Annotated in this window: 30 protein-coding genes, 1 tRNA gene and 1 pseudogene; 21 read left to right on the forward strand and 11 right to left on the reverse strand. The window is 65.7% G+C overall.

All coding sequences use genetic code 11. The annotated features are described in order from the left end of the window. The first annotated feature begins 143 nt into the window (after positions 1–143). Both JOF56_RS45105 and JOF56_RS45110 read left to right on the forward strand, forming a co-directional pair. Positions 144–407 (forward strand): hypothetical protein, encoded by a 264-nt coding sequence (locus JOF56_RS45105; protein WP_209645670.1) that lies wholly within the window; start codon positions 144–146, stop codon positions 405–407. Continuing rightward, positions 383–1,207, forward strand: coding sequence for an integrase core domain-containing protein (locus JOF56_RS45110; protein WP_245378662.1), 825 nt, complete (start codon positions 383–385; stop codon positions 1,205–1,207). The genes JOF56_RS45105 and JOF56_RS45110 overlap by 25 nt, the downstream gene beginning before the upstream one ends. Before the next feature lie 501 nt (positions 1,208–1,708). On the opposite strand, the gene JOF56_RS45115 is transcribed toward JOF56_RS45110, so the two are convergent. Next, positions 1,709–2,257, reverse strand: coding sequence for a hypothetical protein (locus JOF56_RS45115; RefSeq protein ID WP_209645671.1), 549 nt, complete (start codon positions 2,255–2,257; stop codon positions 1,709–1,711). 5 nt (positions 2,258–2,262) lie between these two features. After that, entirely contained in the window at positions 2,263–2,790 is a 528-nt protein-coding gene (locus tag JOF56_RS45120; protein WP_209645672.1) for a hypothetical protein, read from the reverse strand. A 410-nt stretch (positions 2,791–3,200) separates the two neighbouring features. On the opposite strand from JOF56_RS45120, the gene JOF56_RS45125 reads away from it, so the two are divergent. From JOF56_RS45125 to JOF56_RS45155, 7 genes are all read left to right on the forward strand, one after another. Next, positions 3,201–3,398, forward strand: coding sequence for a hypothetical protein (locus tag JOF56_RS45125; protein ID WP_209645673.1), 198 nt, complete (start codon positions 3,201–3,203; stop codon positions 3,396–3,398). Beyond that, positions 3,395–3,559 (forward strand): hypothetical protein, encoded by a 165-nt coding sequence (locus tag JOF56_RS45130; RefSeq protein ID WP_209645674.1) that lies wholly within the window; start codon positions 3,395–3,397, stop codon positions 3,557–3,559. Before JOF56_RS45125 ends, JOF56_RS45130 begins: the two co-directional genes overlap by 4 nt. Positions 3,560–4,317: 758 nt before the next feature. Next, on the forward strand, positions 4,318–5,523 hold the full coding sequence (locus JOF56_RS45135) for an aminotransferase class I/II-fold pyridoxal phosphate-dependent enzyme (protein ID WP_245378663.1): 1,206 nt from the start codon (positions 4,318–4,320) through the stop codon (positions 5,521–5,523). Next, positions 5,513–6,010, forward strand: coding sequence for a DUF6190 family protein (locus JOF56_RS45140; protein WP_209645675.1), 498 nt, complete (start codon positions 5,513–5,515; stop codon positions 6,008–6,010). Before JOF56_RS45135 ends, JOF56_RS45140 begins: the two co-directional genes overlap by 11 nt. 1 nt (position 6,011) lies before the next feature. Next, positions 6,012–6,800 carry a dihydrodipicolinate synthase family protein gene (locus tag JOF56_RS45145; protein WP_245378664.1) on the forward strand — a complete coding sequence of 263 codons (789 nt, stop codon included), beginning with the start codon at positions 6,012–6,014 and terminating at the stop codon, positions 6,798–6,800. Beyond that, positions 6,797–7,639 carry an iron-containing redox enzyme family protein gene (locus JOF56_RS45150; protein ID WP_209645676.1) on the forward strand — a complete coding sequence of 281 codons (843 nt, stop codon included), beginning with the start codon at positions 6,797–6,799 and terminating at the stop codon, positions 7,637–7,639. The genes JOF56_RS45145 and JOF56_RS45150 overlap by 4 nt, the downstream gene beginning before the upstream one ends. Continuing rightward, positions 7,636–7,890: a Rieske (2Fe-2S) protein gene (locus tag JOF56_RS45155; protein ID WP_245378665.1), complete on the forward strand. Its 255-nt coding sequence runs from the start codon at positions 7,636–7,638 to the stop codon at positions 7,888–7,890. The genes JOF56_RS45150 and JOF56_RS45155 overlap by 4 nt, the downstream gene beginning before the upstream one ends. Positions 7,891–7,951: 61 nt before the next feature. On the opposite strand, the gene JOF56_RS45160 is transcribed toward JOF56_RS45155, so the two are convergent. Continuing rightward, entirely contained in the window at positions 7,952–8,596 is a 645-nt protein-coding gene (locus JOF56_RS45160) for a TetR/AcrR family transcriptional regulator (RefSeq protein WP_209645677.1), read from the reverse strand. A gap of 127 nt (positions 8,597–8,723) precedes the next feature. On the opposite strand from JOF56_RS45160, the gene JOF56_RS45165 reads away from it, so the two are divergent. The 8 genes from JOF56_RS45165 (at position 8,724) to JOF56_RS45200 (ending at position 15,252) form a co-directional block, all read left to right on the forward strand. After that, on the forward strand, positions 8,724–9,722 hold the full coding sequence (locus JOF56_RS45165; RefSeq protein ID WP_209645678.1) for a DMT family transporter: 999 nt from the start codon (positions 8,724–8,726) through the stop codon (positions 9,720–9,722). An 18-nt stretch (positions 9,723–9,740) separates the two neighbouring features. Next, positions 9,741–10,562, forward strand: coding sequence for an MBL fold metallo-hydrolase (locus JOF56_RS45170; RefSeq protein WP_209645679.1), 822 nt, complete (start codon positions 9,741–9,743; stop codon positions 10,560–10,562). Beyond that, positions 10,559–11,248, forward strand: coding sequence for a DsbA family oxidoreductase (locus JOF56_RS45175; protein WP_209645680.1), 690 nt, complete (start codon positions 10,559–10,561; stop codon positions 11,246–11,248). The genes JOF56_RS45170 and JOF56_RS45175 overlap by 4 nt, the downstream gene beginning before the upstream one ends. Before the next feature lie 34 nt (positions 11,249–11,282). Continuing rightward, entirely contained in the window at positions 11,283–11,924 is a 642-nt protein-coding gene (locus tag JOF56_RS45180; protein ID WP_209645681.1) for a response regulator transcription factor, read from the forward strand. A gap of 93 nt (positions 11,925–12,017) precedes the next feature. Next, a tRNA-OTHER gene (locus JOF56_RS45185) sits at positions 12,018–12,095 on the forward strand. Positions 12,096–12,943: 848 nt separating this feature from the next. Beyond that, positions 12,944–13,468, forward strand: coding sequence for a sensor histidine kinase (locus JOF56_RS45190; RefSeq protein ID WP_209645682.1), 525 nt, complete (start codon positions 12,944–12,946; stop codon positions 13,466–13,468). A gap of 112 nt (positions 13,469–13,580) precedes the next feature. Continuing rightward, a complete protein-coding gene (locus JOF56_RS45195) occupies positions 13,581–13,964 on the forward strand; it encodes a pyridoxamine 5'-phosphate oxidase family protein (RefSeq protein WP_209645683.1) in 384 nt (127 codons plus the stop codon). 55 nt (positions 13,965–14,019) lie between these two features. After that, the gene (locus JOF56_RS45200) at positions 14,020–15,252 is read left to right on the forward strand and encodes an acetyl-CoA hydrolase/transferase family protein (RefSeq protein ID WP_209645684.1); all 1,233 of its coding nucleotides are present in this window, start codon (positions 14,020–14,022) and stop codon (positions 15,250–15,252) included. Here JOF56_RS45200 and JOF56_RS60915 read toward each other — a convergent pair. Further along, positions 15,207–15,539, reverse strand: a complete 333-nt coding sequence (locus tag JOF56_RS60915) for a WS/DGAT domain-containing protein (RefSeq protein ID WP_372448310.1) — start codon at positions 15,537–15,539, stop codon at positions 15,207–15,209. The two genes, JOF56_RS45200 and JOF56_RS60915, sit on opposite strands and share 46 nt — an antisense overlap. Beyond that, a pseudogene (locus tag JOF56_RS60435) lies at positions 15,509–15,814 on the reverse strand (wax ester/triacylglycerol synthase domain-containing protein); the annotation flags it as partial. The gene JOF56_RS60915 and the pseudogene JOF56_RS60435, both read right to left, overlap by 31 nt. Here JOF56_RS60435 and JOF56_RS45210 point away from each other — a divergent pair. Continuing rightward, positions 15,752–16,435, forward strand: coding sequence for a sensor histidine kinase (locus JOF56_RS45210; RefSeq protein ID WP_209645685.1), 684 nt, complete (start codon positions 15,752–15,754; stop codon positions 16,433–16,435). The pseudogene JOF56_RS60435 and the gene JOF56_RS45210 sit on opposite strands and share 63 nt — an antisense overlap. Here JOF56_RS45210 and JOF56_RS45215 read toward each other — a convergent pair. The 5 genes from JOF56_RS45215 to JOF56_RS45235 all read right to left on the reverse strand — a co-directional run bounded on the left by JOF56_RS45215 (position 16,432) and on the right by JOF56_RS45235 (position 19,664). Beyond that, complete coding sequence (locus JOF56_RS45215) at positions 16,432–17,298, reverse strand: universal stress protein (RefSeq protein ID WP_209645686.1); 867 nt, start codon at positions 17,296–17,298, stop codon at positions 16,432–16,434. The genes JOF56_RS45210 and JOF56_RS45215 overlap by 4 nt on opposite strands. Then, positions 17,291–17,695, reverse strand: a complete 405-nt coding sequence (locus tag JOF56_RS45220; RefSeq protein WP_209645687.1) for a CBS domain-containing protein — start codon at positions 17,693–17,695, stop codon at positions 17,291–17,293. Before JOF56_RS45220 ends, JOF56_RS45215 begins: the two co-directional genes overlap by 8 nt. Next, positions 17,692–18,594, reverse strand: coding sequence for a universal stress protein (locus tag JOF56_RS45225; RefSeq protein WP_209645688.1), 903 nt, complete (start codon positions 18,592–18,594; stop codon positions 17,692–17,694). The genes JOF56_RS45220 and JOF56_RS45225 overlap by 4 nt, the downstream gene beginning before the upstream one ends. 201 nt (positions 18,595–18,795) lie before the next feature. Further along, complete coding sequence (locus tag JOF56_RS45230) at positions 18,796–18,999, reverse strand: DUF1918 domain-containing protein (RefSeq protein WP_209645689.1); 204 nt, start codon at positions 18,997–18,999, stop codon at positions 18,796–18,798. Positions 19,000–19,010: 11 nt separating this feature from the next. After that, positions 19,011–19,664, reverse strand: coding sequence for a CBS domain-containing protein (locus JOF56_RS45235; protein ID WP_245378667.1), 654 nt, complete (start codon positions 19,662–19,664; stop codon positions 19,011–19,013). A 327-nt stretch (positions 19,665–19,991) separates the two neighbouring features. Here JOF56_RS45235 and JOF56_RS45240 point away from each other — a divergent pair, with 327 nt between their 5' ends. The 3 genes from JOF56_RS45240 to JOF56_RS45250 all read left to right on the forward strand — a co-directional run bounded on the left by JOF56_RS45240 (position 19,992) and on the right by JOF56_RS45250 (position 21,447). Next, on the forward strand, positions 19,992–20,645 hold the full coding sequence (locus JOF56_RS45240; RefSeq protein WP_209645690.1) for a response regulator: 654 nt from the start codon (positions 19,992–19,994) through the stop codon (positions 20,643–20,645). Positions 20,646–20,737: 92 nt separating this feature from the next. Further along, a complete protein-coding gene (locus JOF56_RS45245; protein WP_209645691.1) occupies positions 20,738–21,160 on the forward strand; it encodes a universal stress protein in 423 nt (140 codons plus the stop codon). A gap of 5 nt (positions 21,161–21,165) precedes the next feature. Then, positions 21,166–21,447: a PLD nuclease N-terminal domain-containing protein gene (locus JOF56_RS45250; protein WP_209645692.1), complete on the forward strand. Its 282-nt coding sequence runs from the start codon at positions 21,166–21,168 to the stop codon at positions 21,445–21,447. 518 nt (positions 21,448–21,965) lie between these two features. Here JOF56_RS45250 and JOF56_RS45255 read toward each other — a convergent pair. Beyond that, the gene (locus JOF56_RS45255) at positions 21,966–22,583 is read right to left on the reverse strand and encodes a CBS domain-containing protein (protein ID WP_209645693.1); all 618 of its coding nucleotides are present in this window, start codon (positions 22,581–22,583) and stop codon (positions 21,966–21,968) included.

Raw genomic sequence — 22,583 nt, forward strand, 5'->3', positions numbered from 1 at the left:
GCTCCTCGGGTCGTAAGCACCAGCACCTCGACGTCCCTTCGACGCTGAGGAAGGACGCGGCGGGACCTGTGGGGTGCCAGAACTCGGCCGACCCACTGGCCTGTTCCTTCGCATCGTGACCAGCTGCTGCAGGATCGTTTCCCGTGACGTTTCGACTGCTCTACCTGAGCGTGAATCACGTGCTTGGCTGGCTTGTGCTCCTCTGCCGCAATGACACCGCCAAGACCACGGAACTGCTGGTGTTGCGCCATGAGGTAGCAGTACTGCGCCGGCAAGTCGCCAAGCCACAACCATCGTGGCCAGATCGAGCGATACTCGCCGCACTGTCCCGGCTTCTGCCCAACCGACTACGAGCACACCGGATCGTCACCCCGCAACGCCCTTGCGCCGGCATCGTCGCCTGCTGACCAGGAAATGGACCTATCCCCACCCCACTGGCCGCCCACCCATCCCCGACGACCTCCGCAACCTGGTAGTTCGTCTGGCAGCAGAGAACCCCACATGGGGCCACCGAAGGATCCAAGGCGAACTCACCCGATGGGGACACCACCTCGGCGCAGGCACCATCCGCCGGATCCTTCGCCACCGTCACATCGGCCCAGCACCACGACAGACCGACACATCGTGGCGGCAGTTCCTCCGCACCCAGGCCTCAGGTCTGCTGGCCACAGACTTCTTCCACATCGACACCATCGGTCTACGCCGCCTCTACGTCCTGTTCGTCAGGGAAGTCACGACACGACGCGTGCACATCCTTGGCGTGACCGCGCACCCAACGGCCGACTGGGTCGCCCAGCAAGCACGGAACCTGCTCATGCAGCTCGGCGATCGCGTCAGACAGTTCAAACACCTGATCCGCGACCGGGACACCAAGTTCACCGACACCTTCGACGCTGTCTTCGCCGCCGAGGACATCGAGATCGTCAAGATCCCTCCGCGGCGTCCGCGGGCGAATTGCTATGCCGAGCGCTGGGTCTCCAGCGCCCGGCGGGAATGCACCGACCGGATACTGATCTACAACGAAAAGCACGCTCTCACAGTCCTGAACACCTACGTACGCCACTTCAACAACCACCGACCACACCAAGCACTGCGCCACACAGCCCCGAACGACGACCCCAACGCCACCATCATCCCAGCAGCTGCGCCGATCCGCCGCCAACGGCTCCTCGGAGGCGTGATCAACGAGTACCACAGGGCCGCGTGACAACATCAACGAACCCCAGGTCAAAGGCACAGGGCCGAGTTTTGGCACGGCACAGGTCCTGGACGGAGCCTTGCGCCTGCCGAAAAAGCTATCCGTGCTGGTCAACGCACGACATCAACCCTGTCCCTCCTCTCAAGACGGCCGACCACAACGGCAGCATGATCGGCCGTGCTCCTGCCATCGGCCTGACTAACACCTTCGCTCTGTCCCGCCTAATCCCGATGAGCAGCAGGGGCAAAGACATCAAGATCCTGCCGTTGCGCCACCAGATCAGACTGCCGCAGCGGCAACTCGATAGCGCCAGGGTGAGGTTCAGTCCAGCCGACAGAGCGCCGCTCGCCGCGCTCCTACACCGACTACCAAGCCAGACCTTGCACAGACCCCGCCTGCTGATACGACTGGACACCGTCCTTCACTGACACCGCGAACTACTCCGCCGAATACGCAGGGACGTTCCGAGCACTGCTCGTTGGTCTACGCGAGCCTGTTTGCGGCGAAGGTTCAGACGCTGCGCTGCCGCGCGAACAGCTGACGCGCCGAGTCGCCAAGGCCCAGGTCGGCCGACGAGCCATCCTGCCAACGCAGAACGCCGTTCACAGCGTCCACAACAGGCATTGTCTGGTGTTCGCCGGACCACAGCAGATCCAGCCGATCACCGACGACCTCAACCAGGACGACGCGATACACCGACCACAGCAGCCAGGGGATCTCGCTGCGACGCGTGTGCGCGTCGGCGAATCGCACCGCCATCCCGCCGGGCGGACCGATCACGATCCCCCGCCTGGACTGACTACTTCCCGTGTCCAAGAACAGCTCCGAGATCCCCCGACCGATGGCTCGCAACGGCCGCAGCAACTGATTGACCTGCTGCTCCCCCTCGATTGATCCGTCCTTCCGCCTGCCCGGCACCTGGTAAGCGGGATGGAACTCATCAAGCTGGAACCCGTACAACAACGGATGCCGCAATGTCCGGCTCGCCAACTGATACACCGCAACAGGCGGAACCTCCTGCCAAGCAAGACTCTCCGGCCGCGCATAGTCCTCGCTCATCCGGCCTATCCTCCAGCGACGACCCACTCGAAGGCGTTGAACACCCCTTCGGCAAGATCCTTGATCTGGTCCCAGTCCTCGGTGTTGTTGCTCGACACGCCCAACCCGACCACACACGTGCCGGCCGGGTCCGGTATCCACGCCGTAACGGATCGCGGTTCGGTCTGGAAAACCTCATCACCCATCGTGAGCAGATCCTGTTCGACCGTCTCCACAACGACCGCAGGCCCGGACTCCAGACGCTCGGTGCGGACCGCCCCCATTCCCTGCTTTGCGTGCAGCGATGTCAATCCAGCAACAGCCGCGTCGACGGTGTAGTGGTCGGACAGCAGCACGAAACACTGCACGAGCGCGAGCACAGGCCTTAGGCCGTCGACACTCCGGAACAACCCGGCCGCGCCATACGACGCACCGGCCTCGCGCACCGCACCGGCCATGGTCGCGAAAGTGACCGCCGAGGCGACCGCCCCCAGATCGGTCGACTGGATGCCGAAGAACGCCGCAGTCTCGGCGGCGATACCCCTCCTGCACACTCGCTCCCCTCTCCCACCTCTCGAACCGAGGAGGATCCTAACCAAACCAGTCACACAGCGTGCACAGAACGACTCAATCCGTACATCAACCCGCGAGCGGCAGTTGCGGACGCACTCATCGTGGCAGTCGGGTTAGACCCTGCGACGCTCTGCACGGCGCTTTACCGAGGCATCCTCTACAGCCACTGAGCGGGAACCCTCAGTGATCCGCTCGGCCACCGCCTTGATGTACTGGCGAGTCCCTCCGCCGCCCGGTGAACTGCTGTTGCCTGGCGCGGAAGGTACGCAACCGTGACAGGTCCAGAGGCGAACAGGGTCCGTCTTGGACAGTCGAATGTGGATAAATTGCTCCGTGACCGATGGCTTGGCTTCGCGCCGGCGAGCGCGGAGGCTCGCCTGGGGGCTGAGGGTTGCCGCCGTCGTACCGTGAGTTCCTGCTGACCACCGACGGCTGGCGCAACGCCGGGGGCTTCGTCTGGCGCATGCGGGACACCACGAATCTCGGCTGGCTGCGCGACATCGAGCCGCGCTGGGCGCACTGGGAAGACCTGTGCGCCGAGGACAACCCCGATCCGGGCAACGGCACCGGTTCAGCCGCGGACTGGTGATCTCGCTGCAGGCAGACGCCGGAATCTTGTTCCTCGACCCGGGCGATGTCGACGACGCCGGGGAATGGGCGGCCTACAGCCTGTTCTCCTGGAGAGCCGCGCCGCCCATCCGGTTCCCTTCGTTCACCGCGTTGATGTACCAGGTGATCGTCACCCCCTGAGGACTCGTGTTCTCGAGCGGCCGGGCTTCCCGCCCACTGGCCGCGCGACGAAAAGGCCGGCTGCACTGGGTGGCGCGGAGTCGCATGACGACGTTTATAGCAGCCACGGGTCATCTTGACGAGCTTCGGCCCGTTGAATGGATAGCCTTGCCTTCGCGGCGGTAACTTGACGGGAAATCTAAAAATATCGACGTAATCTTTACATCTTGCGACCTCTGTTACAGGTGTCCGCCGGGTGAGTGGCGACATTTTATCAGCTTTCGGACGTCCGTGCGGCGAACGCGTGACCCTATGGTGACCTCGTTATTTGCCCTGGTACGGACGGCCTTCGAAGTCAAGGCCGTCCAACAGGCGGATCTCGGAACAATTCTGCGCATTGTAGGTAAATATGCCCTGCTAGCGGGGCGCGTGGATATGTCAAGCCCGGCCGGCCACGGAAAGTGAGCTACTCGGACCACCCGGATAGCGTCGGCCGAAATGATGAAGAAGAACCATCACATCGGCGGGTGGCGTCCTTGATCCGCAGTTCTTATGCTGGGCTCCGCTGTTTCAAATGCGTCACGGGCAGTTGACGGGAACTTAACCTGGGGCCGAATAAAACTGTCCGCGTTTGGCGTGGGCGGTTTGGAATTGCAGTTCTGTGCAACACAGCTGAGTTGAGCAAGGCACGACCGCTTCCGCGATCGTCGGGGAAGCGGCCGCACAGTTGCCATGTCATTTCTCGCGGTTTCTATGAGCTCTGAACGGAGATCCAGGTAATGATCAGCGACGACGTCACGATCCTCGATCCGGTCGAGGCCGGTACTCCGGACGTCAGCAAGTTCGTCGACCTGACCCAGCACGAGATCCAGGCGCTGAAGACGAAGTACAACCTGGCCGACGCGCACACCCACCAGCGCCAGTCCGCCAGCCAGGACGCGATCGTCGCGAGCTTGCCCGACCTGTGGCACGAGTCCGAGGACAACCTGCAGTCGGACGCGGAACGACGTTTTCTCGACGCGTTCTTCCGGTTACACAAGCAGCCCACAGCCGCGGCGATGCAGAAGACGTTGTTGTCGTATTCGGCGAGTGTCTCCACGATGGTCGCGGCGATGTACCTGCAGCAGCGGAACATGTCGGTATCGCTGGTCACGCCGTGTTTCGACAACCTGGTCGACCTGCTGCGCCACATGGGTGTGGAGCTGGGCTCGTTCCCGGAGGAATGGCTGCACGACCTCGACTCCGTCTACGACCGGATGTCGGGTGTCACGACCGACGCCATCTATCTCGTCGACCCGAACAATCCGACCGGTTTCACCCTGCTCAAGGACGGCAGAAGCGGGTTCGCCGAGCTGCTGCGGCTGTGCAAGGACACCGGCAAGCTGCTGATCATGGACTTCTGCTTCGCGTCGTTCGTGCTGTGCGCGCAGGGGATGGACCGGATCGACATCTACCGGATGCTGGAGGAGTCCGGTGTCACCTACATGGCGATCGAGGACACCGGCAAGACCTGGCCGGTGCAGGACGCCAAGTGCGCGATGATCACGGCGAGCGAGGACATCCGGGAGGACGTCTACAACATCCATACCGCGGTCCTGCTGAACGTCTCGCCGTTCGTGCTGAACTTCCTGGTCCGGTACGTCGAGGACTCGATCGACGACGGCTTCGCCTCGGTGCGGGATGTGATCACCGAGAACCGGGCCGCGGCCAGGGAGGCGCTGGCGGGCACGATCCTCGAGTACGTCGAGCCGGTGGTGGACACCAGCGTGGCGTGGTTCAGGATCACGCAGCCGGATCTGACCGCGAGCCAGTTGCAGTCACAGCTGTTCGACCACGAGATCTACGTCCTGCCGGGCACGTATTTCTACTGGGACGACAAGGAAAAAGGCGAGCGCTACATCCGCATCGCACTGGCCAGGCGGCCCGAGGAGTTCGCGGACGCCATGACCGCCATGCGGAAGGTGCTGCGCAACGATGGCCGGTGACGTGTTCATCGATTCCGCCCTGTTCATGGGGATGCACGCCGAGGACGACTCGATCCGCCGGGCGTGCAAGAACTTCTTCGTCAGGCGGCTGGCCGGCGGCCGGATCGTGATGAGCCTGGAACAGGTCGGCAGGTGCGACGACCTGATCTGGAGCAAGTACGGCCGCACGGAGCAGGACACCTACTACCCGTTCATGGACGTCCTGCACACCGACATCACCCTGGATCGTGTCCCGTACCAGGAACAGGACATCAAGACCGCGCAGTCGGCCGCGATCCTCGACGGCCTGGAGCTGACCGACCGGCTGACCGTGGGCATGGTCCTGGCCAGGGGCGGTGAGCTGGTCACCGTCAACCCGCGGCTGGCAAGCAACGACGGCCTGCCCGTCCGGGCGCCGGACGGCGGGACGGAGCTCGGTTTCCCGCCATATCTGGAGCGTCTGTACCAGCGTTCGCTGCTGGTGCGGGTCGCCGGAAAGGATCTCTGACATGTACTCCGGGACAATCGTTCCGCTGATCACGCCACTGGACATGGACACCCGTGTGGACACGGCGAGCGTGGCCAGGCTGATCGAGTCGGTGCACCGGGACGTGGCCGGGCTGATGCCCACGCTCAGTTCGGGCGAGGGCTGGAAGCTCAGCGAGACCCAATGGCGTGACATGGTCGCTGCCACCTGCGAGCATTCGCGCGGCCTGCCTGTGCTGGCGGGGATCCAGCTGCCGGAGACCGGGCAGGTGATCGAACGCGCCCGGCTGGCCAAGGAACTCGGTGTGGACGCGGTCGTCGTGACCACACCGTTCCAGGCCGACATCTCGCAGGACGAGATCTTTGCGCACTACCAGGCGCTACGGGCGGCCGTCGACATCCCGTTGTTCATCTACAACGAGGCCGCGGTGTCCGGCAACACGATCGAGCTCGAAACGCTGCTGCGGATCTTCGCCCTGCCCGGCGTGGTCGGTATCAAGGAATCCAGCGGCTCGGCGGAGCTCACCCGGCGGATCGTGCGCGCCGATCACACCGTGCCGGTGTTCGAGGGCTGGGAGAACCTGCTTCTGGAAGCGCACGGTGTGGCCGGGTTCATCGGGCCGTTGGCCAACCTCGAACCACAGCTGTGCAACGCGATGCTCGTCGACCCCACGCCAGAGCGGCAGGCCACGATCGACGAGACCTGCCGGCGCTACGGCGTTTTCGAGGACGACTGGTACCGGCTGGTCAAGCAGGAACTCTGCAAACGGAAGGTGATCGGCACCGATCTGGTGGTGGAGGAGCGGACATGAGGGTCTCCCCAGGGGACTCCCCGCAGAAGCGGCTCTATATCCACAATCGCACTGTGCCGACCGTCGAGGCGTACGCGGACATGCTCGAGATCGAACGTGCCTGGGTGGCCGGCCTGGCCGCCGAAATCGAAGCGCAGGCGCCGGAGTTCTCGTCTCGCAACGAACTTCTCGACGCGTTGCAGGACCTCCTCGACGCCGAGGAGCGCGGCGTCCCGGGCCCGGACGAGTTTTTCCTCGCCCAGGAAGCCACGCTGGCGCAGTTCACGTCGGTGGTCGCGGACTTCGCGGTCGACGGCCTGGTGGAATCCCAGTCACACCTGGGAATCATCCCGCGCCTGCCGGCCAAGGCACGGACCGCCGTGCTGCGGGTCCTCATCGACGAGTTCGGATGCGGCAACGACGAACAGGAACACGCCCAGCTCTACACCGGACTGGTGACCGAGCTGGGGATGCCGGCCGAGCTCGAGCACTACGTCGGCATCGCACCTGACGAGTGCTTCGCGTACGTCAACCTGTTCCACTGGTTCGCCGAGCGGGCACCCATGCCCGAGTACTTCCTTGGCGCGTATGCGTACTTCGAGTCGAGCGTGCTCTACGCGTTCAGGTGTTACGCCGAGGCGACCAAGCGGCTCGGGATCGTCAACGGCAAGTACTACGCGGAGCACCTGTACATCGACGCGTATCACAGCAAGCAGATGCGGGCGTCGATCGGCGCACTGGAGCGGTACCGGCCGGTCGATCTGGCCAAGGTGTGGACCGGGATCCAGTTGACCAGCGCGGTCGTCGCCGAGGCGACCGCGGCGGCGGTCTCCCGTGCGCGGGCGGCGGTGCCGGTATGACGGTGGTCATCCGGCAGGTCAGCGAGGACGACATTCTCCTGGAACTGGGCGATACCAGCGTGATCGTGCAAAGCCGGTGCCCGCACCGCGGGGGCAGGCTGCGGTTCGGCGTGGTCAACGAGCGCCGCATGACGATCACGTGCCCACTGCACCATTCGACGTTCGACCTGCGGTCGGGCAACCAGCTGTCCGGTCCGCCGTGCGGGTCGTTGCGGGTGAGGGTCGCCGAAGACCTGACACAGCAGGAATAACGGTACGACAAGGCGCAGGGGCGCGGGCGAATCCACATTCGCCCGCGCCCCTGCGCCTTTGTCACGGTCTGAGCACACGGCCGGCGAGCAGCACCAGCGACTCGACGATCTCCTTCTTCGGCAGGCCGATGTGGTGGCGCTGGAACCGGTAGACCTCCGGCGCCAGCGGCGCCATCAGGATGTCGGCGAGCGTGTCCGGGTCTCCCACGCCGGCTTCGTGCACCAGTGCGCGGACATGCGTCCGCCAGAACCGGTACGCCCCTGTTTCCAGTCTCGACCTGCCGATCTCCGCGCCCAGGTGCAGATGCAGGTGCTTGTCCAGCAGATCGGTCATGGCCTCGTAGAAGGCAGCCAGCCGTGCCGCGGGCATCTGGCCGGGGCCGAGCGGAGGTTCGCCGAAGATCAGTTTCTCCTGTAGGACCCGTTCGTGCTCGTCCAGCAGGGCAACCGCCACAGCGCCGGGATCGGGGTAACGGCGGTACAGCGTCGCGCGGCCTACGCCTGCCGCACGCGCGATGTCGTCCATCGTGACCGAGCGGGGATCACCGGCGGAGAACAGCCGGTCAGCGGCCTCCAGCACACGCACACGGTTGCGTGCCGCGTCGGCCCGTTCCTGGCGTGCGGGGCCGCCCAGCAGGTTGGCCCGATCAGACCGCCGAGGATCCGCCCGGTCGGGTGGCTGGAGCTGGTGGTCGCTAGTGACCATGGGCGTCACCTTACGGGGGAGCTAAGTGGACAGCATGCCCACTTATACCCTACGGTTCTCCTGACCATAAGTGGACACGACGTTCACTTGCGTGGATCTTCTCCCATGCGACGGGGAAAGGTGAGAAATGAACGTGGCTCTGCTGGCCGCGGCACTGCTGGTGGGATGCCTGCTGGCGGTGCAATCGTCGGTCAACCTGCAACTGAACGGCGCGGTCAAGACTCCCTACGGTGCGTCCACCGTGCAGCTTTCCGTGGCGACGATCCTGCTCGCGATCGTGGCGCTCGCCGCGGGCACGATCGGCGCGGTGTCCCTGGTGTCCGACGTGACCTGGTGGCACCTGCTCGGCGGACTCGCCAGCCCGCTCTACATCACGAGCGGCATCCTGTTGTTCCCGCGGCTCGGTGCGCTTGCCGCCGTCGGCCTGTTCGTGACCGGCCAGATGTTCGCTTCGCTGGCGCTGGACCTGTTCGGGCTCATCGGCATCCCGCGGGAGCCGTTGAGCATCGGCATCGTGCTGGGCGCGATCGCGGTGCTCGTGGGGATCACCATGATCATCCGTCAGCCCGCCGCCAAGCCCGTCGCACCGTCCCCGGCCGCCCAGCCGGACGCTCAGCCGGCCGGGAAGTCGTTGGGGGCCATGGTGAAGCCGGCATCGCCGGTCGGCGTCGGCCGGATCGGCTGGATCATCCTGGGCATCGTCGCCGGCGCGGTACTGCCGATCCAGGGCGCGGTCAACGCCCAGTTGCGCGCCGAGCTGAAGGCGCCGATCACCGTCGCGATGATCAGCTTCATCGTCGCGACCATCACGATCGCGATCGTCCTGCTGGTCCTGCTGGCACTGCGCCGCACACCCACGCCGCAGTTCAAGCCGCTGGCCAGGATGCCCTGGTGGGGCTGGCTCGGCGGCGCATGCGCGGCCGCGTACGTGACGGCGACGTTCCTGCTGATCCCGGAGATCGGCGCGGCCACCACGGTCGCGCTCACCGTCACCGGCCAGCAGCTCGCCTCCGCCGTGATCGACGGCTTCGGCCTGTTCCGGATGCCCAAACGCCCGTTGACCACCCGTCGCATCACGGGCCTCGCGCTGCTGATCGCAGGCTCGATCCTGGTCCAGCTCGCCTGATCATCGAAGGGACTTCAAGTGCCGTCGAACTTACGCAAGCCGTATCTGGCCGCTCCGGACATCCACACGCTTCCGTCACATCTCCCGCTGACCGGGCTCGGTCTGTTGCCCGTCAACGCGTACGTGATCACCGGCAAGGAGCCCATCCTGGTGGACACCGGGATGGCGATCGACCGCGGCTACTTCGAGCAGGAGCTGTGGTCGCTGGTGGACCCGCGGGATCTCAAGTGGATCGTGATCACCCACGACGACCGGGACCACTGCGGCAACCTCAAAGAGGTGCTGATGGCCGCGCCGAACGCGACCGTGATCACCAACGGGCTGGCGGTGGCCAGGCTCGGCGAGGAATGGGACGTCCCCAAGCACCGCGTGCGGACGGTCAATCCCGGCCGGACGATCGAGCTGGGCGACCGCGGGATCACGTTGGTACGGCCGCCTTCGTACGATTCGCCGTCCACGATCGCGGTGTACGACCACCGCAGCGCCGCGCTGTTCGCGGCGGACAGCTTCGGCACGGTGATACCAGAGCTGGTGGAGGATTCCGCGGACGCCGACCGATCCGCCTATCTCGACGGCATGGCGTTGTTCACGCGGGCCAACGCACCGTGGACCGCGTTGGCCGATCAGGTGAAGTGGGAGCGCTCGCTTGACTCGATCCGTTCGCTGTCACCGGAAGTCGTGCTGTCCGCCCATTCGCCGACGGCCCGTGGACGGACAGGTGAGCTGATCGAGACCGTGCTCGCGGTGCCGTCGATGGACCCGTGGCTGCCCGATGAGGATATCGAAGTCGAAGCGGCGCTGACCCGCTACGAGGCCGGAAACGAAGGAGACAGGCAATGACGGTCGCGAATCTGACCCCGAAGCCCGGTGTCATCACGGTGTTCGCCGATATCTGGTGTTCGTTCGCGCATATCGCCGTGTTCCGGCTGCACCAGACCCGGGCCAAGCTCGGCCTGACCGACAAGATCAGCTTCGATCTGCGCGCGTTCCCCTTGGAACTGCTCAACGACCAGCCGAGCCCGCGGTCGGGCACCGACAGCGAGGTCGGCCGGATGGGACAGCACGAGCCTGAGGCGGGCTGGCAGCTCTGGCAGGCGAAGGAGTACCTGTACCCGTCGACGACGCTGCCCGCTCTCGAGGCCGTCATCGCTACGAAGGAACAGGGTTACCGTGCGTCGGAGCAGCTCGATCTGGCGCTTCGCCGGGCTTTCTGGGCGGAGTCCCAGTGCATCAGCAACCGCAAGGTCATCATGGACGCCGCGCGATCGACCGGTGTCGTGGACGTGAAAGCGCTCGCCGAAGCCCTCGACGACGGCCGCGCCCGCAAGGCTCTGTCCGCGGACGCCGCGATCTCCGCGACCGACCAGGTCAACTGCAGTCCGCACTTGTTCCTCCCGGACGGGACCGATCACGCGAACCCGGGAATCGAGGTTTACTGGGAGGGTGTCTATGGCGTCGGCTGGCCAGTGGTGAGCAAGGACGACCCGGGGGTGTTCGAGAACTTGCTGACGGGAGCACTGGCCTGACGTGGTCGATGGGAGGCTCGTGCACGAAAAGCCAATGGCTGTCGTGTTGCTGGACAGCCACTGGATCACCCGTACCGCGGTGCGTGCCGCCATGGCGCGCACCGGAGATCTCCAGATCGTCGCGGAGGCGGATGACATCGACTGGGTTTTCGCGCACATCTCCGGCGACGCACCGCCCGATGTCCTGGTGATGACCGACGCCTACGACCCGGCCTCGGTGATCACCGGGCTCATCGAGGCCGTACCCGACTGGCCCATCCGGATGCTCATGATCGGCGGCGAAGGCTTCCCGGCCGCGTTCGACCAGCGATGCGCGGCCGCTGGCTGGTTACCCCAGTCGTCGACGGAGAAGGAGTTCATCGCCGCGGTCAGGCTGATTGCGGCGGGGCACTTTGTCGTGCCACGGCCCCGGGACTCGACGCCTTCGGTCCCGAAACGGTTGGACACCAACGGGCTCGCACTCACCGCCCGGGAGGTGGAAGTGCTGATGCTGCTGGCCGAGGGCCAGACGAACGCGGAGATCTCCATACGACTGCGCCTGGGGGAGAGCACAGTGAAGTCACACGTGCAGAACCTGTTGAGCAAGCTCGGCGCCCGTAACCGCGTGAAAGCCGCGATCTACGCATACGAGGCAGGCCTCGTCACCCCCGCTCCCCGCAACGGCCACCTGACATGACGCCGTAAACCTTGGGCATGTCCTGTCACAAAGGACTGCCTGGGCTTGACGGGTCAGTGGGGTTGTGAACCCGGCCGATACGATGCCGGTAATGCCAGGGTCGTAGCGCAGAGGCAGGCGCACCAACCCGTCACGGTTGAGTACGCCGGTTCGAATCCGGCCGCCCTGGCAGGCTTGGTCCCGTAGCGCAGAGGCAGGCGCTCCGGGGCTCCGGCACCAGAACGCCGTCCTCCGCCAGATCACCGGTCAAGTCCGATACGCGCCCACAGACCGCGTCTGGTTCGCCGCCCTGTCCTCGCTACTCCCCCGTCGCCGCCGGCACGAGATTTTCCCTGGTCAACCCGCGACGATCCTGGCCTGGCACCGCAGGTTCCTCGCCAGGAAGTGGGACTACAGCGCGCGCCGACGCCCGACCGGACGGCCACCCACGCACGCGGCCATCAAGAAGCTCGTTATTCGCCTGGCCCGCGACAACCCGCGCTGGGGCCACCGAAGGATCCAAGGCGAGCTCGCCGGACTCAGCCACCGGATCACCACATCGACCATCTGGGAGATTCTGAACTTCAGCAGGCATCGATCCCGCCCCACACCGAGCCGGCCCCACCTGGAAACAGTTCCTCGCCAGCCAGGCCCGCGGCATCATCGCGGCAGACTTCTTCCACATCGACACACGCCTCTACGCCCCGATCTTCCTCGAAAACGGCACACGACGGCTGCACATCGCCGGCGTCACCGAACACCCGACCCAGGACTGGGACGACACAACAGGCTCGCAACCTCGCCACCGATCTCGGAACGGATACGGGCACATTCCGCTTTCTGCTCCGTGATCGCGACACAAAGTACTCGGCCGCCTCCGACGCCGTCTTCCAAGCCGACGACATGAACATCCTGACCAGCACACCCCAGGCACCGAAGATGAACGCCCACTGCGAACGGGTCATCAAAACCCTCCGCACCGATGGGCAGTCACGTGTCGACTAGGGGCAACGTCCTTTTCGCGGCTGTTCGCCATCGCGTTGGGCCTGCAGGGTCTGACCCGGCTGGTGGCCAAACCGGAGGTCAGCAAGCGGATCACGGGTTTCGTCAAAGAGCTCGACCAGACCATCGGTGAGATCCGGCGCAGCATTCTCTCCCTCCAGGAGGCCCCGGGCGGTCCGGCCAGTCTGCGCGGTGAGCTGCTGCGCGTGATCCAGGAAGCCACCAGCCAGCTGGGGTTCGAACCCACGCTGAGCATCGACGGGCCGGTGGACAGCCTGGTACCGGATGACGTGCGGCCGGACGTGCTGGCCACGCTCAGGGAGTCACTGTCCAATGCCGCCCGGCACGCAGATGCGCACTCGGTCCGGATCACCGTCGCGGGCACCCGGCTGCAGCTGGCAGTGCAGGATGACGGAAAGGGCCTGCCCAGCCGCCCGCCTTCGCGTGACGGCCTGGCTGACCTCTCCGAACGCGCCGCTCGCTGGGGTGGCACCTGCGATATCGACTCCGCGCCCAGCAGAGGCACGGCCATCACGTGGACCGTTCCCCTCGTGAACGCCTGACAAATGGGTGCCACTCGGTCCCTCTGTACGGGACTTTCGCCCCTGCGTCCGTCTGGGCGCGGGCACGCATCCTCGATGGCAATCAGTCGCACCTTCTCGGTTTGGAGCAAGCATGTCAGTTCGATCGGAACTCGAGGTCCTGGACCGGGAACAGTGCCTGGACCTGTTACAGACTGTGCGATTCGGCCGCCTGGTGTTCACCGAGGACGCTTTGCCCGCGGTGCAACCGGTCAACTTCCGGCTGTATGAAGGGCAGATCGTGATCCGGGTGGCAGGCAGTGCGAAACTACGAGCCGCCTCCGGCAACGCTGTGGTCGCTTTCCAGGCCGACGAACTGGATCCCGACCTGCGCGCCGGCTGGAGCGTGACCGTTGTCGGGCACGCGCAGCTGATCTTTGATACCGACGAGCTCGTGGAGCTTTCCGGCGTCTGGCTCCAGCCGTGGGTGACCGGCCGGCGGCTCCACGCTCCTGCGGAGCTCCCAGCCCCGATCTGACACCTCGGAAACGCGCGCGGGTACGGTCGGTGCGGAGAGATCAGGGGGACGAACCATGCGGGTGGTATCCGAGTCGCAACTTGCCGATGTCCTGTCCGGTATCGGCGCGCCGCCACGGGTCGTGGCCAGCGGCAATTTCGCCACGCCCAGCCACGCGTTGGGAGTGCTGGACCGGACAGTGGCCGAGTACCGGTTGTTCATGCTCAACGCCCAACCTGGTATACCCGACCGTGGCGGAGTGACGCTCGAAACTCCTTTCGTGGGGCCAGGTATGCGTGGCCGCCGCACGTTACGTTACTTCCCATCCCGGCTGTCGCTCGTGCCGCACCTGCTCGCCCAGACACTTCCGCCGGACATCGTGCTGATCCACACCTCACCGCCGGTGGACGGAACGGTGTCGCTGGGCACCGAAGTAAACATCCTGCCGGCGGCGATCGAAGCTGTCCGGGCCCGCGGCGGCCTGGTCATCGCGCAGCTCAACCCACAAATGCCTTACACCTTCGGGGACGCCGTCCTAGCCTGCGACGAGGTGGACTACGCCATCGAAGCCGACCAGCCACTCCCCTCGCCCATGCCGCGGCCACCCAGCGAGGTCTCCCACGCGATCGGCGAGCGGGTAGCCGCACTGGTGGACGACGGCGCGACCCTGCAACTGGGCATCGGCGCGGTGCCGGACGCAGTGCTGGCCACGCTGACCAGGCGGCGCGACTTGGCGGTGTGGTCGGAGATGTTCAGCGACGGAGTACTCGGGCTGGATCGCGCCGGAGCACTCGATCCCGCGACGCCGGTGACCGCTTCGTTCGTATTCGGTACCGAGGAGCTGTACAAATGGGTCGACCGCAACCCCCGCGTACGGTTGCTACGCACCGAAAAGACGAACGATCCAGGACTGATAGCCAGACAACGGTCGCTGGTTTCGGTCAACAGCGCGCTGCAAGTCGACCTCTACGCCCAAGCCAACGCCAGCCGGGTACGCGGGGTGATCTACTCCGGGTTCGGCGGGCAGACGGATTTCGTGGTGGGCGCGCTGCACTCACCCGGCGGCCGCGCGATCATCGCGTTGCCCTCCTGGCACCCCAAAGCTGGCGTGTCCACTGTGGTCCCGCTGCTGGCCGGGCCGGTCACGTCGTTCCAGCACAGCTTCATCGTCAGCGAGCAAGGCACAGCCACAATCTGGGGTCACGACGCCGGCGAACAGGCACAGCAGATCATCGACCACGTCGCTCACCCCGATGCCCGCGATCACCTGCGCGACACCGGCCGGAAACTGGGATTCGCAGTGCGCTGAGATGAGCCACCGGTGCCCGCCACCATCTCCATTGTTCGCCGCACCCCGTCGGCGAAGACCTCGAAATCAGGACATACACCGGGATCAGCGACCACGGTGACGTTGAACTGACCCGCATACGAGAGTGCACCGACACCGAGAGCGAGATTCCCGGTGAGCGGCACCATCGGAAACACCTCAACCAACGGCGCACCAGCCAACCGCGAACGTACGAGCCGGGCCGATCGAGTGGTTGAAACTGGTTCGAGAGCAGATCGCGTGACGAGGGCATTGGCGCTGGCCGCCAAGGATCGAAACCCGCCTGCGCCGCATGGGGATTCACGTCGAGCAGTCTCCCGAGGAGGTCCACGCCCGCGACGCCGTCGGCGATGGTGTGGTGTGCCTTCACGAACATGCCCACCCGCACGTCCGACAACCCGGGAAGCATCCACATCTCCCACACCGGCCGGCCCAACCCGCGCCGTGGGACATAGAGGAGCTGCCGGAACCGGGGAACAAGGTGAAGCCGGGCCCCGACTGCCTGCCGCACATCATCGATCCGAAGCTGACCGTCCGTGTCCATCAACTGCCTGCCATCAAGAACAGCCAGGACACCGATGTCCTGCACGACCAGGTCATCCAGCGGCTGTTCGCGATCGGCCTCGGCCTGCAGGGCCTGTCCCGGCTGATGGTCAAACCCGACCTCGGCCGCCGGGTGGCCGGGTTCGTCGAGGAGATCGACCAGACCATCCGCGAGATCCGCCGCAGCATCTTCTCCCTGCAGGAAGACCCTGGCACCGGGCCGGTCAGCCTGCGCGGCGAGCTGCTGCGGGTGATCCAGGAAGGCGCCGGCGCACTCGGTTTCGAGCCCACGGTGAACATGGACGGCCCGCTGGACAGCCTGGTCCCCGACGACCTGCGCCCCGACGTCCTGGCAACACTGCGGGAAACGCTGTCCAACGCCGCCCGGCACGCCCAGGCCAGCACTGTCCTGATCACGATCAACGTCGATCGAGAGGGACGCGGCCTCAAGCTGGCGATCAAGGACGACGGCAAAGGCATGCCCGGAGAACCCCAGCGCCACAGTGGCCTGGCCAACATCACCGAACGAGCCAACCGATGGCACGGCACCTGCGACATCGACACCGCCGTCGGTAGCGGAACCACCATCACCTGGACAGTCCCACTACCGACGCAGACCTAGTCCGGTCGCACGACCGCCACCGGACAAGGGGCGTGATGCAGCAGTGCCTGGCTGGTGGATCCGAGCAGCAGCCCTGCCAGTGCTCCGCGGCCGCGCGAGCCGACCACCACCAGTTGGGCGCTCCGTGCCTGCTCGATCAGGCTGCGCGCCGGACTGTCCTGGGTGACTATCCGCTCGACCTGCACGTCGGGGTACTTCTCCTGCCAGCCGGCGAGGCGTTCGCAGAGCAGTTCGAGTTCCTTCGTCTGGATCTCCGGCCAGTCGAATGCGTGCGGGACGATCGAGAACGCGGCGGGCGGCAGCACGTCGCTCCAGGTGTGCACGGCCACCAGAGGCACGTTCCATCGGGAGGCCTGCTCGTAGGCGAACGCGATCGCGGCCTCGCCCGCCGGCGAACCGTCGACGCCCAGAATGACTGGTTTGCCGCTGGTGTCGTCGTGCTCGTCTCGAACCACGACAACGGGACACGACGCACGCTGGGCCAACTTGACGGCAACAGAGCCGACCATCAGTCCGGTGAACCCGCCCAGCCCTCGCGAGCCGAGCACCATCAACTGGGCCGTTTGCGACTCGGCGAGCAGCACCGTCGGCGGATCGGCGCGCTCCAGGATCCGCGACACTTCGATCTGCGGTTCCTCCTCTTGCGCCACCTGGGACGCCTCGCGTAGCCACCTGCGGCCTTCCTCGGCCAGCGCCTGGGCCAGCGACCTCGGAACCGGCACGGTCGTGTACGCCGGGATGACCATGTTGGCGTGCACCAGGCGCAGCGGTGCCTTCCGGCGTGCGGCCTCGCGGGCCGCCCAGCGCACAGCTTGCTGGGCCGAATCGGAGCCATCGACTCCGACGACGATCGGCTTAGTCATCATCTGCTCCTTCTCGGGCGAACGACTGGACGAAATCGACTGCGGTGAGCACACCGACGACCTGCTGGCCGGAGAACACGACAACCGCGTCGGAAGCCGTCTCTCGCATGACCCTCGCCGCGTCCGCAAGGGTGGCCCGATCGTCTACTGTGGGCGGCGGGCGGTGGCACAGCTCGCCGCTGGTGGGCAACGGCCCTCGGGTGCGGCTCAACAAACCCGTCAACAACTCCGTCTCACTGACCAGACCCACACAAGCGCCCCTGCTGAGGACCGGAAGATGCCTGATCTGGTTGGCGTGCATCACTCTGAGCGCTGCCAGGGCATCCACATCCGTGTCCACCGACAGCACAGGTGCGCTGGCGAGCTCCACCGCGTACGGCTGAACCGCGGTAGTCATGGCGTGTCCTCAGGCCGGACCACGACCAGCGGTGTCTGCGTGTAGTGCATCAGCGCCTGGCTGGTGGATCCCAGCAGCATTCCGTGATAGCCGCCGAGCCCGCGGCTACCGACCACGAGGAGCTGGGCTTCCTCGTCGTAGTCCAGCAACGCCCGCACCGGCCGGTCCTGCTTGACCACGCGGGTCACCTGGACATCCGGGTACTTCTCCGGCCAGCCCGCCAGGCGCTGGCTGAGCAGTTCCCGCTCACGCTGCTCCAGCACTGTGGTGTCGAAGGCGATACGGTCGACGTTCAGCTCTGGGTCGATGAAGATCTCGGTCCACGTGTGCAGGGCAATCAGAGCGCACCCACGCAAGGACGCTTCCTCGAAGGCGAACTTGATGGCCGCTTCACTCGCCGGAGAGCCGTCGACGCCGACCACAATCGGTCCGCCGGTCCTGGACGGGCCCAATGGCGCGGTCCGCACGACCACGACCGGGCACATCGCACCAGCGACCACGGAATTCGCGGTCGTTCCCACCAGCATGCCAGTGAAACCACCCAGTCCCCGGGCTCCGAGCACGATCATCGCGGCGTCGGCCGACATGTCGACCAACGTCTGCACGACCGCACCCGCGCGCAACTCCACCTGCGGCTCCAGCTCGGATACGGCTTCCGGCGCCACGCCGGCCGCCTCATTCAGCCACTTCTTCGCCTGTGTTTCCAGCGCCGGACGCATCGCATCCGCGATCTTGTCGTCGGCGTACCTGACAGCCGGATCAGGATGCACGTGCACAAGCCGCAACGGCAGCTTCCGAGCCGCGGCTTCCTTGGCCGCCCAACGGACCGCCTGCACGGCCGCAGCCGAGCCGTCAATCCCGACGACAACAGGCCGGTGGTGTTCGGACAGGGTGCTCATCGCGGATTTCCTCCACATCGGACGGTTTCGATCTCCTGGTGAGACTTTCCCGCGAGCGCCCCTCATCCAGGCAGTGGCGACCGGCCCGCCGGACCAGGGCCGATAGTCCCTATCTGCCGGATACGTACCCGTGACAGCAATGTCTCCGGCACCGGCCCGTGGCCTGATGCGTATGTTGTGGACACACGCGAGGGCACTCGACTAGGAAACCGGCTCGGTAGAACGGTGCTCGATGTGAGAGTCGGGTCCGGGGAACACGAGGGTGGTGCGACCGGTGTCCAGCCAGTGCACGTAGTACGGCGGCCTGCCGTCCGTGTGTACGAGCTGCACGATCTCGCCCCGGCGGTACGGGTCGTCCAGCTTGGCTCCCTTGATGACGAGCCAGTCGCCGACATTGCCGTGCATGACATCTCCCTTCAGTTGTGGACCTGGTCGTTCCAGGCGTGGTCGAGCCGGTTGCGGACCTCGACGACGCCCGGGATCGTCGGCGTCAGCCGCCCTGCGATCTCCACTTCACTGCGGCGGTCGAGCCGGCCGGTCAACGTCACGACGCCGCGGTTCACCGACACCGTGATCGCGCTCAAGTCCAGCCAAAGCACCCGCTGGAATACCTCGCGCTCGACGTCCACCTGGATGTCCTCATCCGACCGCAAGAACACCCGCAACAGATCGCGCCTGGACACCACACCGACCAGACGGTCCTGATCGATCACAAAGAGGCGCCGTACTCCCCTGCGGTTGAGTTCACGGGCCGCGAAGCTCACCGACTTGTCGGCCGACACCGCGCGCACAGGTACCGTCATCAGTTCCAATGCCCGTTCGGCGGTGGCCCTGTGCCAGCGCTCACGGGTCTGCTGGCCGACAAGGACCTTCGGCTGTGACGGCTGCTCCTGCTTGTGGATCAGGTCGGTCTCGGAGACGACCCCGATCGGCACGCCGTCGCGGCCGACCACCGGGACCGCGCTGATCGAGTGCCTGGCGAGAATCTCGACGATGTCCTTGAACTCGGTGTCGGGTGCCACGGTGACCGGGTCCTTGGTCATCACTGTGGCGACGGTGAGCCCTCGCATGACTGCTACCTCCGCATTGGCTGGCTGGCACGTTATGCACTCTCGACCTGCCAGTTCAGGGGCATGCGCCATCGGCAGGCAGGGCCTTTCGACCTGAGCCGGTACAGAAGCGGCCCGGTGTTCATCGACACCAGCACCATCCCGGAGGCTTGCCGGAAATGTCCTTTGTGGCCGATGCCGATGACCCGACTGCTCGAATAGGGCCGTTCGGCCCTATTCGAGCTGGCACGCGGCCCTATCCGGGGTCGCCGCAGGTCCGGCACTTTTGACTCGGCAAGACAACTGTCGCGGAGTAGCGTCGGCGTCGCCGATGAAGAGGAGCGGACCATGGGCATCTCGGTTTTCCTGCTCGACGACCATGAGGTCGTCCGCCGGGGGCTGCAGCAACTGCTGGAAGCCGAGCCGGACATCGAGGTCATCGGTGAGGCAGGCACCGCCGCCCAGGCCATCGCCCGTATCCCCGCGCTGCGGCCGGACGTGGCCATCCTCGACGTCCGCCTGCCGGACGGCGAAGGCGTCACGGTCTGTCGCGACATCCGCGCCGCTGTCGAACCCCCGCCGGCGTGCCTGATGCTCACGTCGTACGCCGATGACGAAGCCCTCTTCAGCGCCATCATGGCCGGCGCGGCCGGATACATGCTCAAACAAGTCAGCGGCAACGACCTCGTCGGCGCGATCCGCACCCTCGCCGCAGGCGGCTCCCTGCTCGACGCCGGCGTCACCGCCACAGTGTTGAACCGGCTGCGCAGTGGCGGCGATCAGGAGGATCCCCGTTACGCGTCACTGAGCCCGCAGGAGCGCCGCATCCTCGACCTGATCGCCGAAGGCATGACCAACCGGCAGATCGCCGCCCAGCTCTACCTCGCCGAGAAGACCGTCAAGAACTACGTCTCCTCCCTCCTGCACAAGCTCGGCTTCGAACGTCGCACCGAAGCAGCCGTCTACGCCACCCGCAGGCGCGACGAGCAGAAATCGTCCTGACCAGCGGCCCTCAGACACAGGGTCCTTTGCCCCTGACCACCGTCCTTCGCACCGTCGACTCTGAGGTCGAACGAGAAGCGGAGGAACTGGAGATGAAGACACAGCAGCGCACCGTCGTAGTCGGCGTGGCCGGATCGCCCGCGAGCCGGGCTGCCCTGCACTGGGCGATGGATTTGGCCTCGGCCCAGGGTTTCCACGTCGCCGCGGTCGCGGTCCAACGACGCATACCCGCGTTCATGCCAGCCAGCTCAATGGCTCTGCACCCATACGGCTCCCCGCCGCAGCCGACGCAGGCCGCTCGAGCCGAGCAGTTGCACTCGATCGTCGGGAAACACAACGACAACGTGAGCGAACACCTGCTGAGTGGAGAGCCGGCGCGAGAACTGACCCGGATGGCCGGCCCCGGGGACTTGCTCGTGATCGGCCGCGGCGGTCTGCTCAGCGGCGTGACCATGGCGTGCGTCCGGCACGCACGCTGCCCGGTCGTGGTCGTCCTTGCCGGCAAGAAGGAGTGAGAATCATGGCTGCCAAGAAGTGGCGCGACCTCGAACCGCGCCAGCGGCGCACGATTGTGGCAACTGGCGCCGTGCAGGTGGGGCTTGCAGTCTCCGCCTGGTACGACCTGTCGCGTCGTCCCCAGGAGTTGGTGAACGGCCCAAAACTGTTGTGGGCCTTGGTCATTGCCATCAACTTCGTGGGCCCATCGGCCTACTTCCGGTTCGGTCGGCACCAGCCCATCACGCACAAGGCGACGCCCTGGCACGAACGGGCGCATCTGACCGATTCGGTACCGGCGCGTTAGTTCACCGTCCAGCCGCTTGCTTGCGACGCGTGTTCTCTACGAGCGCCCGGGGCCCGTACATCCGCATCTGGGCGAACTGTGTGCTGACTCCGAACTTCACAGCTAAGTCCTCATTGGAATTGGACATATCCGCGAATGTCCAAGTTCGTGCCCGATACTGGAGCGGCGGCGCACGAGCGAGTGCGCCGTGTTCTCGATGATCCTGGCCGAACCGAGGGGACGATGGCCGCCGACCATGTCTTCTGCCGGCGCACAAGACCCGATCTGCAAGACCTGTTCCACAGCAGGAAAACTGGGCCGCAGGGATCAGCCAGCATCAATCGAGCCACCTCGTGCTCCAAATCCGAACGCTGCTGCTGCCACGAAATGAAGGCCGAGGTGGCCGGACCACCTCGACCTTCTGTAACCGCTTCCCCGCGGCCTACAACGGCGTCGCCTCCTTTCGCGGTTGTGTGACATCGCCAGTGACCCGCGAGGCCCATCCAGGACAGCGGCGGAGCGGGTATTCGCCGGAGTCTTTACCTGCCTGCGGGCGCGACGACCCGGACTTCGACAACACCGGGAATGGCGCCAGCGATGACGCGTGCGACGTGCCGGTCCTCTTCATTGCTGTAGTCGTCCACGAGCGTGACCACGCCATCGGTAACGGTGGCTGACCAGTCGCCGCGGCGGAAGCACCGCGTCAGATGCTGGCGGACATCCAGAACGATCAGCTCATCATCACGCGCGATTGTGCGCAGCAGGTCCCGGCGGCTGACGATGCCCACGAGCTTGTCCCCGTCGACAATCGGAATGGCGCGCAGGTGGTGGTCGAGCATGTCGCGTGCCACCTGCGCGGCATCGGTCTTCGGGCCTCGGACGACCACGTCGGTGGTCATCACGGCCCCGACCGTGGGCGGTGCTGGCCCGTTGGGGGCATCAACGGGCCAGTCCGGGTGTGCCAGTGAGCGTGGATCGAGGCCAATCCGGTCCTTGAGGATGTCGGCCTCTGTCACAATGCCCACCAGGTTCTGGTCGGCATCGACCACCGGCAGCGCCGTGAAGCCCTTCCGCACCAGCAGATCGGCCGCTTCCTTGGCCGTGGTATCCGGGCCGACGGTAACCACAGAGGTGGTCATCACGTCACGTGCTCGCAT

It is taken from the genome of Kibdelosporangium banguiense (genome assembly GCF_017876405.1).
GTDB lineage: Bacteria > Actinomycetota > Actinomycetes > Mycobacteriales > Pseudonocardiaceae > Kibdelosporangium > Kibdelosporangium banguiense.